This window comes from Nostocoides sp., assembly GCF_037045025.1.
Lineage (GTDB): Bacteria > Actinomycetota > Actinomycetes > Actinomycetales > Dermatophilaceae > Nostocoides_A.
This window is the reverse complement of sequence record NZ_JBAOHM010000011.1, coordinates 173,491-188,768: the sequence shown is the minus strand read 5'-3', so window position 1 is coordinate 188,768 and position 15,278 is coordinate 173,491. Positions and strand designations below refer to the sequence as shown.

Here is a 15,278-nt window from a genome sequence, read left to right as displayed (position 1 = left end):
CGATCGACCCGCGTCGGCAGAATGGCGAAATAGGCCCGGTCAGAACGCGACGCCGCTTAGGCCGCCGCGGGCTCCGGACGGCCGGTGAAGACCAGCACGACCCCGAGCAGGATCATCATTGCCCCGCCGGCAACCTCCATCCGCCGCAGCCGGGCCGGAGAGCGGGCAAACCAGTCTCGCGCCGACCCCGCGGCCAGCGCGACCATGCTGTCGCTGGTCACCGCGACCGCAAAGAAGGTCAACCCGAGGACGATCATCTGCGCGGCGACCGGCCCCGACCGGTTGACGAACTGCGGCAACAAGGCGACGAAGAACACGATCGTCTTGGGGTTAGTCACGCCGACGAGGAAACCGTCGCGCAGGGCGTGCCGCGCGCGCCGGCGCGGCCGTTCCACGCCGGCGAGCACCCGCTCGGCCCCGCCGCGATGGCGGATCCCCTGGATCCCGAGCCAGAGCAGATAGGCCGCCCCGGCGAGCTTCAACAGCCCGTATGCCGTCGCGCTCGCCGCGACGAGCGGCCCCAGTCCCAGCGCGATCGCCACGATTTGGACCAGGATGCCGCTGGCATTGCCGAGCACCGACAACAGGGCGACCCGCTTGCCCTCGGCAAGCGCCCGGCCGATGACGAAGAGCAGGCTCGGCCCGGGGATGGCAACGATGATCACGCACGCCAGGAGGAACCCCAGCCACAGGTTGAATGCGGGCATCGCTGCTTAGGCCCGAACGTCCCACAGGTGGTGCACGAGGTCGTGCACGAGGTACTGCCCGAGGGTATGCAGGGTGAACACCGAGCCGTTGCTGCGGCGGCCGGGACGTTCCCAGGCCCCGTCGGGGACGGCGGCATACGTCTGCGTGAGCCGCTCGGCCGCGGCGGCGAGGTCGCCAGCGACGACAACGGGGTCCTGGGCCCAATAGCGGCCGGTCAGCGCCGAGCGGTCCTGGTCCCAGTTCGCGAACAACGGGTCGTCCTCGTCGAGGATGGCGCGGGCGCGGGTGGTGAAGATGCGGCATACGTCCCGGATGTGGCAGCCGTATTCCAGCGGCGACCACACCTTCGGCGCGGGACGCCGGGCGGCGTCCGGGCGGGCGAGGATCGCCGCCCACGGCAGCGTCGCCTGCGCGATCGCGCCGGCGAGGTCGGCGGGCGCGATGGCGCCCGCAGCGAGGCCACATTCGGGGCAGGCCCGGTCCAGGACCCAGGTCCAGTCCTTGTCGTCCGGCTGGGGTGCCGCGGGCGTCTCGCGGTCGGTCTGGTCGGTCACAACTGCCATGCTGCCGTATGCCGTTCCCGCCCCGCTGATAGTTTCATCCTCCGTGACGAACGCCCTCGCCCTGGTGCTCGTCCTCGCCGTGTGCGCGAGCCTGGTCGCGGTGGCGCTCGTGCTGGCGGCGAACATCCGACCGGGACGCCCGGTGGCCACGCGGCCGCACCGGGACAGCTTCCGCCGGATGAGTGCCCAGCCGCGGCAGCGGCGCTTCGCGGTCGTCGTCAACCCGACGAAGTTTCCCGATCTCGACGCGGTCACCGACCGCCTCAACGGGATCGCCCACGAGTTGGCCTGGGCGCCGCCGCTGATCTATCAGACGACCGTCGAAGACCCCGGGACCGGGCAGACCCGGCTGGCGCTCGCCGAGGGCGTCGACATGGTCGCCTCGCTCGGGGGCGACGGCACGGTCCGGGCGGTCGCCACCGCGCTCGTCGGAACCGACACGCCGCTCGGCCTGCTGCCCGCCGGCACCGGCAACCTGCTGGCGCGCAACCTCGAGCTGCCGCTGGACGACCTCTCCGCCGCGTTGCGCCTGGCGTTGCAGGGCCGCAACCGCCCGATCGACGTCGGCTGGGTCAGCCTCGACCCGCCGACCCCGCAGCCGCCGACGGCTTCCACCGAGGCCGCGCTCGCTGCGGAGGCTGCGCTCGCCGCGGAGGCGGTGCCCGCCGCCGCGGACCCAGCGGGCGACTCCTCGGCGCCCGAGGCACTCGCGGCTCCAGCCGCGGCCGAAGCAGAAGCACCGGACGAGCCGATCCGGCATCACTTCCTGGTGATGGCCGGCGTCGGGTTGGACGCGACGATCATGGCCGAGACCACCGCGGAGGCCAAGGCCAAGATGGGCTGGCCGGCCTATGTCGCCACCGGATTGCGCAATATGCTCGGGCCCCGGTTCAAGGTGGAGGTCCAGGTCGACGGCGGGGACCCCGTGCGGGCCTATGCGCGCACGGTGCTGGTCGGCAACTGTGGCCGTCTCACCGGCGGGATCAACCTGATGCCCGATGCCCAGCCGGACGACGGCGTGCTCGACTGTGTTCTGCTCTCGCCCAAGGGCTTTGCCGGTTGGGTGATCATTCTCGCTCGGGTGCTCACGCTCGATCGCAAGGCGCGCCACGAGCGGATGGCGCGGCATACGGGCTTGCGCTTTGACGTCACGACCGACAACCCGACGGTCGTCCAGGTCGACGGCGACATCATCGGCGAGGCGGCGCACGTGCGCGTCCAACTCGCCCCGCGCGCCCTCCTCGTGCGGGTCGGCGCGACCGTCGAGGTGCGCCCGCGCGTCGAGGACGCCTCGAGCGCGAGCACCGGCCACCACATGCCCTGAGGTCTGCACTTTTCGCTGAGGTCGTACTAAATTTCGTACGACCTCAGCGAAAAGTGCAGACCTCGGCGGGGTTGGGGGTCGGCGGGGTTGGTCAGCTCGGCTCGCGCCACTTGCGCTCGAAGGGCAGCCGCCAGGCGAAGGGCGCGATCAGCTGGTGGATCTGGTTGGGGCCATAGGTGCCCGGGTCGTACGGCCGCACGATCGGCGGGTTGTCGATCAGTGGCTGGCTGATCTCCCAGAGGCGCTCGACTCCGCTGGCCGAGGTGAACAGCGTGCTGTCGCCGCGGGTGGCGTCATAGATCAGCCGCTCGTAGGCCTCCAGGAGCGCGCCGGCCCACGTGGTCTCCGACATCGCGAACTGCATCGACAGCTTGTCGAGGCGATAGCCCGGACCGGGATGTTTGCCATAGAACGACAGCGACATCCGCGGCTGGTCGGACAGGTCAAAGGTCAGGTGGTCCGGGCCATGGTCGCCGACGCCGGAACCGGGCGGGAACATCGAACGCGGTGGCTCCTTGAACGCGATCGAGATGATCCGGGCACCCTCGGCCATCCGCTTTCCGGTCCGCAGGAAGAACGGCACGCCGGCCCAGCGCCAGTTGTCGACGAAGCACTTCAGCGCCACGAAGGTCTCAGTTTCGGAGTCGGCGGCGACGCCCGGCTCCAGTCGGTAGCCCTGGTATTGGCCGCGCACGACATTGGCCGGCTCGACCGGCATCATCGAGCGGAAGACCTTGGTCTTCTCCCGGTTGATCGCCGCCGGCTCCAGCGCGGTCGGAGGCTCCATCGCGGTGAAGGCCAGCACCTGGAACAGGTGGGTTACGACCATATCCCGGTAGGCGCCGGTGTGCTCGTAAAAGTCGGCGCGCTGGGTCAGCCCGAGCGTCTCCGGGACATCGATCTGCACGTGGTCGATGTGGTTGCGGTGCCAGATCGGCTCGAACAGGCCGTTGGCGAAGCGGAAGGCGAGGATGTTCTGCGCCGCCTCCTTGCCGAGGAAGTGGTCGATGCGGAAGATCTGCTCCTCGTCGAAAACCTCGTGCAGTTGGCTGTTGAGTTTGCGGGAGGAGGCGTAGTCGGTGCCGAACGGCTTCTCCATGATGATCCGCGAGCGCTCGACCAATCCGGCGTCGCGGATCATCCCGACGGCGGCGAGGGCCGCCTTGGGCGGCACCGACAGGTAGTGCAGCCGCAATTCGTTGTCGCCCGGCAGTTCCTCCTCGGCGCGCAGCACGGCGTCCTTGAGCGCCTGGGGGCCGGCGGACAGCGGGACGTAGTCGAGGCGCTTGCTGAACTCGGCCCAGTCCTCGTCCTTGAGCGTCCGGGTGCTGTGTTCGCGGATGGCGACCAGTGCCAGGTCCCGGAAGGCGTCCACGCTGATGTCGTCGAGCGAGGTCCCCACCACGCGCATGTCGTCGAGCAGCCGGCTCTGGAAGAGGTGGAGCAGCCCGGGGATCAGTTTGCGCTTGGATAGATCACCGGTAGCACCGAAGAGGATGACGGTCAGCGGGGCAGCCATGCGCCCATCCTGGCCCCGGTGCGGCGCGGGCGCCAGCGCTGACCCGCAGCCGCGAGCGGTAACCGGAGTTCAGTAGTGGGAGACCACAGGGGTGCCGACCGGCGCCCAGTCATAAACCCACTTGGCCGTCGGGATCGGCAGGTTGACACAGCCGTGCGAGGCGGCATACCCGAAGCTGGATCGCCAGTAGGCCCCGTGCAACGCCTCGCCACCGTTGAAGAACGACGACCAGGGCACGTCGGGCGTCTCGTAGTCGGTGCCGTCGGCGTTTTGGCCCCGCATCGTCATCAGCGGGTTCTTCCAGTAGATGCTGAATGTGCCGACGTCCGTCGGCGTTGCCGGAGCCCCGTTGACCATCAGGACCGGCCCGAAGGCGGTCGAGCCGCCGACATACGCGGTCATCGTGTGCCGGGAGAGGTTGAGGTCGATCCACTTCTCGCCCGCCACCGCGGGGTAGGCGAGGTTCTCGGCGCCCGGGGCGAGCGTGCGCTCGGTCCACGTCGCCTTCAGGGTCTTGGTCGCGAAGCGCGTCTTGGCGTCCGAGCCAGCGTCCAAGGCGGTCACGATGCTCGCGGCGACGTCGTCGGCATTGGTCACCTTGACGCCGTCAACGGCCTGCGTGACGACTCGCACCACCTTGCCCTTCGAACTCAGGTGCCGGCTGCCGTCCTGGGGTTCGGTGTCGACGGACTTGACGGCCTTGGCCACCCACGACGCGACCCGGCTGCGGCTGACGACCGGCTCGACCGGCTCGCCGTCCTGGTCGGGGATGCTCACCCAGGACGCCTTCTCGCCGGTGGACGCCGTGAACTTCTCCTTGCCGGCGCTGATCTGGACCGGGCGACGCACCAGCGCATTGGCCGCGTCGGCGACCTCCTTGGCCTCGGCCGTCGTGACCTCGGGGGCCTGGTCGACGATGGCGACCGAGGCCGACGCCGACGTCAACGAATTGGCCGCCCGCGCGGCTACCTCCTGCAGCGCCGTGGCGTCGGCGGCGTGGCCGGTCACCGATGGGGTCACGGCGAAGGACTTCTTGTCCTTGGCGCGGGCCACCGTGGCACTCGTCGCGGGCCGCACCTCGCTCGCGGCCAGCTTGGCGACATAGGCGTCGAAGGCCGCAGGGTCGCGAGTGACGACCACATCGACCGGCGAGTCGCCAAAGAGCGATCGGGCGTATGCCGACCAGTCACCGTTGGCGTCGAAGACGCGCTCGACGCTGGCGTCGACATCGACGGCATACCCGAGTTCGGCGAGCGAGGCCTTGCCGGAGCCGGCAGACGAACTCACGTCGACGGCGACCCCCGCGGCCCGCTCGCGCAGCGCCGTGGCCACCTCGTCCCGGCTCATGCCGGCGACGTCGAGCCCGGCGATGCTGCTGCCCGGCAGCGCCCGGTGCCGGTAGTGCGCGGCATACGCGGTCGCCCCGCTGGCCAACACGAGCGGAACGGCGACCGCCGACGAGACGAGAACCTTGGCGCGCTTGTTCACGGTGTGCTTGCCCCTCCTTGCGACCGCAGGTCACAGCCGCCCAGACGAATGCCCCAGTATGCCGCATTCCCGGCACGGCGGCTCGCCGTGTCCGCTCTGCGCGACGCTCGGTTACGCGGGGATGAATAGGCTGTCGCGGGTGAGTTCGCGCACAACGGCCTTCGTGCTCGGCGGCGGCGGCGTGCTCGGGGCGACCCAGGTCGGCATGCTGCGCGCCCTCGCAAGCGCCGGCATCACCCCCGATCTCGTGCTCGGCACGAGCATCGGCGCCCTCAACGGGGCCTTCGCCGCTGCCGACCCCAGCGAGGCAGGCGCCGACCGCCTCGGCGAGGTGTGGCACGAGGTGGTCCGCAAGGGGTTGTTCACCCAGCGGCCGTTGCGTCAGGTGGCACAGATCCCACGCAACCGCACCCATGTCCTCTCCCACGCCCCGCTGCAGCTGCTCGTCGAGCGCTATCTGCCGGTCACGACGTTCGAGGAGTTGACCGTGCCCTTCCAGTGTGTGGCCGCCGAGATTGAGGACTGCGCGGCGACGTGGTTCGACTCCGGCCCGCTGGCTCCGCCGGTGCTCGCGTCCTGCTCGGTGCCCGGCCTGTTCGCCGCGGTGCAGATCGGCGGCCGGCACTATCTCGACGGCGGCCTGGTGCACTCGATCCCGGTCGGGCGGGCGCTCTCCCTCGGCGCCAGCGAGATCTACGTGCTCCAGGTGGGGAGGGTCGAGCAGCAACTCAAGCCGCCAACGACGCCGTGGGCGGTGGCGGCTGTGGCCTTCGAGATCTCCCGCCGGCACCGGTTCGTCGACGAGATCGCCTCGGTGCCCGACGATGTCGCATTGCACATCCTCCCGAGCGGGGTGAGCAGCTCCCCGACGGTGTCGATCGCGCAGGCGCGCGGCCAGCGAATGCGCGAGCGGATGGACGCGGCATACGCTGCGTCGATCGACTATCTGGAGGGAGTCGAGCGGTGGCGCTGACCTCGGTGCGGCCGCCGCCGGTGATCGTGCGGCGGTTGCTGCGGCTGGTGTGGCCGAGCGTGGCTATCCTGACGACCATCCTCGGCCTGCCGGTCCTGGTTGCGGGCGCCGTGGCGTCGCTGGTGGACCGGAGGGCCCGGCTCTTCCGCGCCACCGGGCTGACGCTGCTCGTCGTCTGGTTGGACGTGCAGCTGCTCTCCGGATGCTGGCGGCTGCGGCTGGCCGACCCCCGCGGCAGCGGACCGACCTGGAAGGCCGACCACGAACAGCTGCTGGCCGATGTCCTCGACACCGCGATGCGGGTGGGCAAGAAGTGGGTCGGGTTCGAGGTGCGGCTGGATACGGTGATGGACTTCGGTGACCCGGAGCGTCCGCTGCTCGCCTTCGCCCGGCACGCCGGGCCGGCGGACTCGCTGGCGGTGGCCTGGCTGTTGTCGCGCACCGCCGGGCGACTCCCGCGGATCGTGCTGGCCGACGCGCTGCGCTGGGATCCCGGAATCGACCTGATCTTGACCCGGCTCGGCTCCGACTTCGTCCCGTCCCTGTCCGGCGCCGGGGATGACCGGCTGAGCGGCGTGCGCCGCCTGGCCGACTCGCTCGGGCGCGACGATGCCTTGCTGATGTTCCCCGAGGGGCAGAACTTCAGTCCCTCGCGGCGCTCTCGGCTGATCGCCCGGTTGCGTGAACGCGGTCAGGCGGCCCGAGTGAAGCAGGCGGAGCGGTTGCGGAATGTGTTGCCGCCCAAGACCAAAGGCGTCATCGCGACCCTGCAGGCCCGCCCCGACGCCGACGTCATGATCGTCGCCCACGCCGGCCTGGGCCGGCTGACCGGCGTCCGCGACATCTATGCCGCGATCCCCTTCGAGCACCCCTTCCTCGTCCACACCTGGACGTATGCCGCCGAGTCCGTCCCCCGCGACCCTGCCGCCATCGAGGCCTGGCTCGCGCAGCGCTGGACCGAGATCGACACCTGGGTCGAGGGCCGCGACTAGGCCCGACAAAACCGGACGGGGCGACTTGCGACCGCGACGGGGCGGTGAGCGGCATCACATTCCCTCCGGTTGCGAGCCTGCACGCCTGAGCGTTGACTGCACATGGGGGCCAACAATCCCCAGGTCCTCGCCAATCGAGAGAGAGAAAGAGAGAGATGGCAAGGAAGTATGTGGGTGCGGCGCTTGCGGGGGCCTTAGCCCTGGCGACCATCCCTTCCGATGCGGCTGCCACTGAAGGCCAACGGGCTCCCTACGTCGTCAGCGGGCACTGCTATGCCGACGGCGAGGATTTCACCGTCACCCTCCGCTACATCACCGGCGACACCGACGAGTGGTACGTCGACTACATGACGTACACGATCAACAACGACGCTACGTACAACAACGTAGTTCTTCGGGTCAGGGATACCGACAACCACACCTATTGGCAGTGGACCTCGGGCGATGACGTAACGGGTGGAGTCTCGCACCGCAAGGAAGTGGACACGTACGTGCCGAAGGCGAAGGCCACCTATGGATACGGATGGGTAAACGCCGACCAGCCGGTTGATTCCACCTGCTCAACGAGAACCACCACGTTCTGATCTTGCCGGATTATCGACGTGGGAAGGCCCGCAATTGCGCCGACAGGTTCCGGCGACGACCTGGTTGTGGATGCAGTCAGTAAGAGCGTCGTCAGTGGTTTTCGACGCAGGCAGAAACTGTTGCTTGACGGCGTCCAATTGCGGGCTTCCTGCGGCGAGGTGCACGCTCTCCTGGGACCCAACGGCGCCGGTAAGTCCACACTGATGAGAATAATTCTTGGATTATACTCACCCACTTCGGGCCACGTGAGCTTCGCGGGGGTGTCAATAGACCGAGTCATCCGGGGCTCGTTTGGCGCGGCACTAGAGCAGCCGCGATTCATCGAGCAGCTCTCCGGCCGCGACAACCTAGCGGTACTCGCCCGCGGAGCGGGGGTGCCGTTGAGCCGCGTGGAAGATGTCGTCGAGCTATGCTCCATTTCCCGTTTCGTAAACCGCCGAACCCGCCAGTACTCCACCGGCGAACGCCAGAGCTTGGCGATGGCCGCCTCCCTGATCCATGATCCGCAGGTGCTAATCCTCGATGAGCCCACAAACGGACTCGACTACGACGGCACTACACGAATGCAACAGTTGATGCGCCAACTCGCCGACGGGGGAAAGCTCGTCATGGTGTCGAGTCACAAACTTTACGAGTTGGAACCGATCGCGGATTCGGCGACGGTCCTGCAAGGGGGACGGGTCGTTGCGGCTGGATCCATGGGTCAGCTCCTCCGCGCTCCACGGTCAGTCATTGTCGGGTTCCCGAGTGCGGACGATCGCGACCGTGCCGCCGAGACACTCACCCAACGGGGCTGGGGCCACACGGCAGAGGACGACGACGCGTTGCGCGTGACTGGCGCTCCTTCACAAGTCATCGTCCGCTGTCTGGCCGGTGCCGAACTATTCCCCGACCGGGTGATACCCGCGTCGACTTCCCTTGAAGAATTCTTCGTTACCGCGACAAGCCAGAACGCGCACCCGTCCGCGCTCCCAGCGCGCCAATCGAGGCGGAGGTCAATCGGTGTCCGTTAAGGGATTGACATGGAATCGTGCACGTCCCCGATACTTCGCGCGAACGGCAGCCAGACCGGTTGCGCTTGCGGCGCATGCGATCGCCTGCGTTGTTGGCACGGCACTGCTAATTGGCTTTTGGATGGATCACCGTCCTCCACCCGCGACCCAGGTCGCCGCAATGGAGGAGCAATGGGAACAAGCCCAGGCGCAGTGGGCCCAGGACGGCGCAGACCGACTGCGTGGATGCGAGGAGGCAAAGGTCACGGGTTCACTACCACCGTCATACGACTGTGGTGCAGAAGAGCCGCAGCGGTCTGCATATGTCCGGCTTAACGAAGCGTCACCCAAGGATGCCGTGCGCTTGTTTGCATGGCTTTCGCTGGTCTTTTGCGCCACCGCGTTCGGCGGAATGCTGTTGGGCACCGGAATGGACTTCACGTCCTCGAATGTCGACCTGGATTCAGTAGTCAACCAAGTCAAGGGACGATACTTTCGCGAACGGTTGGGTGCAACCGGGGCGTGGGCGACCCAGCACATGGCGTTGGGCGTACTCGTGGGGAGCATAGGTGGTGCACTTGCCTGGGCGCTGGCTCGCACCCAACGGCACCAATTCCAGTGGGGCCCGGTTGCGCCAGCCGCGGCGCGCGCTGCCGGTATAGTTTTTTTGGCAGCGATTCTCGGATTCGGTGTGGGGATGTTGGCGAGATCAGCACTGGGCGGAATCGCCGCCATCGCAATCTGGACCACCCTTGTAGAACTCCCACCTCAGGCATGGGCCGCCTTAGTTCATCTCAGCCCATGGACCATGTTGAGCAATGTTTTTGGCTTCATTTACGGCCGCGGTAGTTACACCTACACGGTGTGTCCGCCGAATGCGGGCTATGGGTGTGATCTCGCCTCGAGGGGTTTCTCACTTTGGCACGCGACCGCCTATCTTGTTGGGACAACCGCACTTCTCGTTGGCCTTGCCTATGTTCGACACACACGATCGGATCTCGTGAAGCGGCGCACATAGCGTCGAATGCTCGCCACCATGCGTTGCGGCACCCGGGTCACCCGAAGAGCTGGGCGCCCCAGTCCTGGCTCTCGCTAAGACCGGGCGGGCAGGCAAAGACGGCCGAGCCGGTGTGCTCGATGTATTCGTTGAGCAGGTCCCGGGCGGCAAGGGCGCGCTGCATCGGGACGAACTGGGCGTGGGCGTCGCGCATGAACGCGATGAAGAACAGCCCGGCGTTCAGATGACCTTGGCCGTCGGAGCCGTCGGTGAAGTTGTAGCCGCGGCGCAGCAGCTTGATGCCGTCGAGGTTGTCGGCGTGTGCGAGGCGCACATGGGAGGCGAGCGGGATCGCCGGCTCCCCGTCAGTTCGCTTGGCGGAGAAGTTGATCGCGTCGAACTCCGCCTTCTGCCCCAGCGGCTCGCCGGCGAGCTTGCCACGGCCGATGACGTCCTGCTGCTCCTGCAGGTGGGTGCGGTCCCAGACCTCGATGTGCATCCGGATGCGGCGGGCGACGAGATAGCTGCCACCGGTCATCCACTCGGCCGCGCCGGGCACGTCCTCGGCCGCCACCCACACGTGCCGCGCCAAGGCGGCCGCATCCTCGGCCTTGATGTTGGCGGTGCCGTCCTTGAAGCCGAACAGATTCCGCGGCGTCGCCTGGCTGGTGCTCGTCGAACTCGTTCTGCCAAAACCCAATTGGCTCCAGCGGCCGGCGACGACCCCGAAGCCGAGCCGGATCAGGTTGCGCACCGCGTGGACGGCAACCTGCGGATCATCCGCGCACGCCTGGATCGCTATATCGCCGCCGCACGCCGCCGGATCGAGGTCGTCACCGCGGAACCCGGGCAGCTCCCGCAGCCCGGCCGGCTTGCGGTGCGCCAGCCCAAAGCGGTCAAACAGGCTGGGACCGTAGCCGATCGTGATCGTCAGATTGGACGGGGGCAGGTCGAGCGCCTCCCCGGTGTCGGCCGGCACCCGGTACGGTCCGCCACCCACCGAGCCGCCGGGGACCGCCTCCGCGCCATACGTCATCCGCTCGGCGGCCAGGGTCCACGCGGTGAGCAGCGCACGCAGCTGCTCGCCGTCCTCGGTGATCACATCGAGCGCGACGAAGTGCATCCGGTCCTGAGCGGGTGTGACGATCCCGGCCTGGTGGACCCCGCGGAATGGCACCTGGCCGTCGGGGACGGCCGGGCCCGCGGGGTGCGCGGCGGGCATCTCCTCCCGCATCAGCCCGTATGCCGCTCCGCCCGCCAGCGCGCCGACGGCGAGTCCCGCCCCGGTGCCGATCACCCCGCGCCGGCTGGTGACCGACGCGCGCAGCTCACTGCTCGGCAACGACACCGGCCACCTGGGCAACGTTCTCGGAGAAGGCATCCAGTGCCTGGGTCAGCTTGTTGACGTCCTTCTTGGTCAGGTCGGTGTAGAGCACGAAGCCGTCACCGTCACGGTAGGTCTCCAGCAGGTCACCGAGGGAGGTGCCCGTCGCGTCGATCTCGGCTACCAGCTCGGGTGCCTGCGTGGTCAAGAACGGTCGCAGCTCGGCGATGGCCTGCTTGGAGCCCTCGAAGTTGGCCTCGAAGTCCCACAGATCGGTGTGGCTGTAGCGTTCTTCCTCCCCGGTGACCTTGCCCGTGGCGATCTCGTCGAGCAGCGCCTTGGACCCGTTGGCCAGCTGCAGGGGGTTGAGCTCGACCTTCTTGGTCAGGCCGACCAGCTCGGTGACGTCGGCGAGCAACTGGTCGGCGATCGCGTCGCTGTCGTCCTGCAGGCCGTCGACCCAGAGGTCCTTCTCCAACCGGTGATAGCCGGTGAACTCCATCCCCTCCTCAATGACGTCCTCGCGGCCGTCGATCTTGGGGTCGAGGTCGCCGAAGGACTCGGCGACCGGCTCGATCCGCTCCCAATAGGACCGGGCGACCGGATAGAGCGCCTTGGCCTGCGCCACCTTGCCGGCCTTGACCAAAGCAACGAATTCCGTTGTGCGCGCGAGGAAAGCGTCCGCCTGGCTGCCCACCCACCGCTGATAGCCGGCGACGGCGGCCTGCAGGTCCTGATCGGCGGTCTTGGGGGCCGGTGCGTCACCGGTCACCGTGAACGCCGCCCGGATGCCGTCACCGACCATCCCCGGCTTGCAGGCCGTTTGATAGTCTCCCGGCTCGGCGACAGTGACGTGGAAGTCCCGGCTCAGCCCGGGCGTGACGTTCTCGACCTCGCCGACGATCCGGTCGCCCTCGGCATAGACATAGAATTCGTTGATCTTGCTGCCGGCGTTGGTGACCCGGAAGACGATCGTCCCGGCCGCTGCGGTGTTGGTCGCGACCGTGCATTCGGTGTCGGTCGCGGTCACGGCGATCGGGCCGGCACCGGACCCATCACCACCGGCCGAACTGGCGGTTGTGCCCGCGCCCCCGCACGCGCTCAACGCGAGCGCGGCGGCGCCGGCGAGAGCGAGGCTGGGCGGCAACGGCATACGAACTGACATCCAGAAAACTCCTTGGACAAGATCGGGTTTGACGGGCAGGAGGGTGGACGAGGGTGGGTCAGCGCGCCGAGGCGGAAGCCGCCACCGGGGGGCGCACGGGCGCGCGCATCGGGCGCAGGAAGAGCGGCAGGACGATCGCGATATAGGCGCTCCAGGCGATCGCCTGCAGCCAGGTCGTCGCCGGGGTGAAGTTGACGATCCCCTTCAGCAGGGTCGCCACCCAGCCGCCGGGCTCGATGAGGTGGCTGACGTCGAAGGCGAGGGCGTTCAGGCCCGGCAGGAAAGCGGCCTCCTGCAGGTCGTGGATGCCATAGGCGAGGATGCCGGCAGCCACGATCACGAGGAAAATCCCGGTGTAGCGGAAGAACTTCCCGATGTCGAAGCGGATCGCGCCGTGATACATCAAGACCCCGAGCACGACCGCGCCGCCGATACCCAGCACCCAGCCAAGAAGCGGAGTCAGCGTCCCGGCGCCTGCCGCCTGCGCGGTCGCGTAGAAAAAGATCGCGGTCTCCAGACCCTCTCGTCCGACGCCGAGGAAGGCAACGAGCGCGACCCACAGGCCTCCGGCCGAGAGTGCCCGGTCCATCGACCCCTTGAGTTCGCCGGACAGGGTGCGCGCGGCGCGGCGCATCCAGAACACCATCGCGGTCACGAAGCCAACGGCGAGGATCGAGGCGCTGCCTCCGATCAGCTCTTGCATCTCGAAGGAGAGCTGCCGGGTGCCATAGGTCAAGGCGCCGGCGAGGGCGACCGAGAGCACCACCGCGGTGGCGACTCCCGCCCAGACCCAACGCAGCCCCCACCGCCGCTCGGTCTTGACGAGGAAGGCGATGAGGATGATCACGACCAGGCTGGCCTCGAGTCCCTCACGCAGCCCGACGAGGGCATTGCTGAGCAGCATGACGTCACTCCGGTCGACCGAGGGTTGGGAGAACTAAGGTAAGCCTAACCTAACTTCCCGCGTCAATCCAGTCTCACTACCCCATGGCCCAGAGGTCACGCAGTTTCGCAGTGGTGGTGCGGTGACCTCTGCCAACACTGCGGATTCAGCCGACGTGCCCGCGGATGCCATCCAGCCAGCGGGCCGCGGCGCGGAAGTCGCCATCGGCGTTGAACGGCGCAATGTGGGCCCGGGCGCGATCCGCGCGGGGATAGCTGCCGAGGAAGACGACGTCGGCGCACACCCGCTTCAGGCCCATCAGCGCCTCACCCACCCGCTCGTCCTGGACGTGGCCCTCGATGTCGACCGAAAAGCAGTAGTCGCCCATTGAGTGCTTCGTCGGTCGCGACTCCAGACGGGTCATATTGATCCCGCGGGCCGCGAACTGCTCCAGCAACCCCATCAACCCGCCCGCGTGATCGGCCCGCTGATAGAGGACGAGCGTCGTCTTGTCGGCGCCGGTTGGCGCGGGGATGTGATCGGGCCGAGCCACGACGACGAAGCGGGTGACCGCCTTCTTGACATCCCCGATATCGTCCGCGAGGACCTCCAGGCCGGCCTGCTTCGCGGCGATCGGCGCACACACCGCGGCATCGTGCCGGCCCTCGCCGCCCGGCGCGAGGTCGACCGCGGCCGAGGCGGTCGACAGCGTCGGGACATAGGTGACCTCGGGCAGGTGGCCAGCCATCCAACCGCGCACCTGCGCCCAGCCGTGCGAGTGCGTGCCGACGGTGCGGATCTGATCGAGCGTCGTGCCGGGACGGGCCGCCAGCACGAAGCGGATCTTGACGAGCACCTCGCCGACGACAATCAGGGGCTCGCCCGTGGCCAGGTTGTCCAAGGTCGCGCTCACGCCGCCCTCGACCGAGTTCTCGATCGGCACAACGGCCGCGTCGACCGCCCGCTCGCGGACGGCCGCGAGCGTCGCATCCACCGAGGCGTATGCCGCATGCTCGGCCCCGCGCGCCGGCCCCCAGTCGAGCAGCGCCATCTGGGTGAAGGTTCCGGCGGGGCCGAAGTAGCCATAACGGGCGGTGGTGGGCGTGGGCACGGGCGGAAGCTTAAAGGTGCGGCTACGCTTGCCCGCGATGACGTTCAGCATTGCGACCGCTGCGATCGTTTTCGCGCTCATCTTCCCGGTCGAGTTGCCCGACAAGACGTTCATCGCCACGCTGGTCCTCGCCACTCGCTATCCCCCGCTCCAGGTCTGGCTCGGGGTCGCGTCGGCCTTCCTCGTCCAGACGGCCGTGGCGGTCACCTTGGGCGGGCTGTTGTCCCGGCTGCCGCATCAGCCGGTGCAGATCCTGGCGGCGGCGATGTTTGCCCTCGGCGGCCTACTCCTCCTGCGGGGCGCGTCCAAGGCCGACGCCGAGGAAGCCGAGGCCGAGGAGGAATTCGCCGCCAAGGCCAGCGCGCCGGCGACCGGGCTGCGTGCGGTCGGGGCCAGCTTCCTGGTGCTCTTCCTCGCCGAGTGGGGTGACCTCTCCCAGATCCTGACCGCCTCGCTCGCCGCGCGCTATCACGATCCGCTCTCGGTGGGCGTTGGCTCGTTCACCGCGCTGGCGCTGATCGCCGCGCTCGCCGCCGCGCTTGGCCGCACGGTCTTGCGCTACCTGCGGCTGGCGACCATCCGCCGGATCGGCGGCATCGTCTGCCTGCTGCTCGCCACCCTCACGGTGATCGAGCTGGTGCGCTGAGCGTGCCG

Annotated in this window: 14 protein-coding genes; 6 read left to right on the top strand and 8 right to left on the bottom strand. The window is 68.4% G+C overall.

Annotated features, from left to right (window positions below):
* Positions 1 to 56: 56 nt before the first annotated feature.
* Positions 57 to 707, bottom strand: coding sequence for a LysE family translocator (locus tag V9G19_RS11970; protein WP_462285648.1), 651 nt, complete (start codon positions 705 to 707; stop codon positions 57 to 59).
* 6 nt (positions 708 to 713) lie between these two features.
* Positions 714 to 1,271 carry a DinB family protein gene (locus tag V9G19_RS11965; RefSeq protein WP_462285647.1) on the bottom strand — a complete coding sequence of 186 codons (558 nt, stop codon included), beginning with the start codon at positions 1,269 to 1,271 and terminating at the stop codon, positions 714 to 716.
* 43 nt (positions 1,272 to 1,314) lie between these two features.
* On the opposite strand from V9G19_RS11965, the gene V9G19_RS11960 reads away from it, so the two are divergent.
* On the top strand, positions 1,315 to 2,595 hold the full coding sequence (locus V9G19_RS11960) for a diacylglycerol/lipid kinase family protein (RefSeq protein WP_462285646.1): 1,281 nt from the start codon (positions 1,315 to 1,317) through the stop codon (positions 2,593 to 2,595).
* Positions 2,596 to 2,686: 91 nt separating this feature from the next.
* Here the strand turns inward: V9G19_RS11960 and zwf are convergent, their stop codons facing one another.
* Both zwf and V9G19_RS11950 read right to left on the bottom strand, forming a co-directional pair.
* Positions 2,687 to 4,114, bottom strand: a complete 1,428-nt coding sequence (zwf, locus tag V9G19_RS11955) for a glucose-6-phosphate dehydrogenase (RefSeq protein ID WP_462285645.1) — start codon at positions 4,112 to 4,114, stop codon at positions 2,687 to 2,689.
* Between the two features lie 69 nt (positions 4,115 to 4,183).
* Positions 4,184 to 5,602 carry a L,D-transpeptidase family protein gene (locus V9G19_RS11950; protein WP_462285644.1) on the bottom strand — a complete coding sequence of 473 codons (1,419 nt, stop codon included), beginning with the start codon at positions 5,600 to 5,602 and terminating at the stop codon, positions 4,184 to 4,186.
* 139 nt (positions 5,603 to 5,741) lie between these two features.
* Between V9G19_RS11950 and V9G19_RS11945 the strand changes: the two genes are divergently transcribed.
* From V9G19_RS11945 to V9G19_RS11930, 4 genes are all read left to right on the top strand, one after another.
* Positions 5,742 to 6,575, top strand: a complete 834-nt coding sequence (locus V9G19_RS11945) for a patatin-like phospholipase family protein (protein ID WP_462285643.1) — start codon at positions 5,742 to 5,744, stop codon at positions 6,573 to 6,575.
* Entirely contained in the window at positions 6,566 to 7,567 is a 1,002-nt protein-coding gene (locus V9G19_RS11940) for a 1-acyl-sn-glycerol-3-phosphate acyltransferase (protein WP_462285642.1), read from the top strand. Before V9G19_RS11945 ends, V9G19_RS11940 begins: the two co-directional genes overlap by 10 nt.
* A gap of 155 nt (positions 7,568 to 7,722) precedes the next feature.
* A complete protein-coding gene (locus V9G19_RS11935) occupies positions 7,723 to 8,151 on the top strand; it encodes a hypothetical protein (protein WP_462285641.1) in 429 nt (142 codons plus the stop codon).
* A gap of 18 nt (positions 8,152 to 8,169) precedes the next feature.
* A complete protein-coding gene (locus V9G19_RS11930; RefSeq protein ID WP_462285640.1) occupies positions 8,170 to 9,165 on the top strand; it encodes an ABC transporter ATP-binding protein in 996 nt (331 codons plus the stop codon).
* A 1,034-nt stretch (positions 9,166 to 10,199) separates the two neighbouring features.
* Here V9G19_RS11930 and efeB read toward each other — a convergent pair.
* The 4 genes from efeB to pheA form a co-directional block, all read right to left on the bottom strand.
* Complete coding sequence (efeB, locus tag V9G19_RS11925; RefSeq protein ID WP_462285639.1) at positions 10,200 to 11,489, bottom strand: iron uptake transporter deferrochelatase/peroxidase subunit; 1,290 nt, start codon at positions 11,487 to 11,489, stop codon at positions 10,200 to 10,202.
* Positions 11,470 to 12,630: an iron uptake system protein EfeO gene (gene efeO, locus V9G19_RS11920; protein ID WP_462285638.1), complete on the bottom strand. Its 1,161-nt coding sequence runs from the start codon at positions 12,628 to 12,630 to the stop codon at positions 11,470 to 11,472. The genes efeB and efeO overlap by 20 nt, the downstream gene beginning before the upstream one ends.
* A gap of 58 nt (positions 12,631 to 12,688) precedes the next feature.
* The gene (gene efeU / locus V9G19_RS11915) at positions 12,689 to 13,534 is read right to left on the bottom strand and encodes an iron uptake transporter permease EfeU (protein WP_462285637.1); all 846 of its coding nucleotides are present in this window, start codon (positions 13,532 to 13,534) and stop codon (positions 12,689 to 12,691) included.
* 145 nt (positions 13,535 to 13,679) lie between these two features.
* Positions 13,680 to 14,624: a prephenate dehydratase gene (gene pheA, locus V9G19_RS11910; RefSeq protein WP_462285636.1), complete on the bottom strand. Its 945-nt coding sequence runs from the start codon at positions 14,622 to 14,624 to the stop codon at positions 13,680 to 13,682.
* A 37-nt stretch (positions 14,625 to 14,661) separates the two neighbouring features.
* Between pheA and V9G19_RS11905 the strand changes: the two genes are divergently transcribed.
* A complete protein-coding gene (locus V9G19_RS11905; RefSeq protein ID WP_462285635.1) occupies positions 14,662 to 15,270 on the top strand; it encodes a TMEM165/GDT1 family protein in 609 nt (202 codons plus the stop codon).
* Positions 15,271 to 15,278: the final 8 nt, after the last annotated feature.

Bases quoted from the DNA above. Each gene is read 5' to 3' on its own strand.
- V9G19_RS11970 (WP_462285648.1), bottom strand. From the start codon at position 707: ATGCCCGCATTCAACCTGTGGCTGGGGTTCCTCCTGGCGTGCGTGATC.
- V9G19_RS11965 (WP_462285647.1), bottom strand. From the start codon at position 1,271: ATGGCAGTTGTGACCGACCAGACCGACCGCGAGACGCCCGCGGCACCC.
- zwf (WP_462285645.1), bottom strand. From the start codon at position 4,114: ATGGCTGCCCCGCTGACCGTCATCCTCTTCGGTGCTACCGGTGATCTA.
- V9G19_RS11935 (WP_462285641.1), top strand. From the start codon at position 7,723: ATGGCAAGGAAGTATGTGGGTGCGGCGCTTGCGGGGGCCTTAGCCCTG.
- efeO (WP_462285638.1), bottom strand. From the start codon at position 12,630: ATGTCAGTTCGTATGCCGTTGCCGCCCAGCCTCGCTCTCGCCGGCGCC.
- efeU (WP_462285637.1), bottom strand. From the start codon at position 13,534: ATGCTGCTCAGCAATGCCCTCGTCGGGCTGCGTGAGGGACTCGAGGCC.
- V9G19_RS11905 (WP_462285635.1), top strand. From the start codon at position 14,662: ATGACGTTCAGCATTGCGACCGCTGCGATCGTTTTCGCGCTCATCTTC.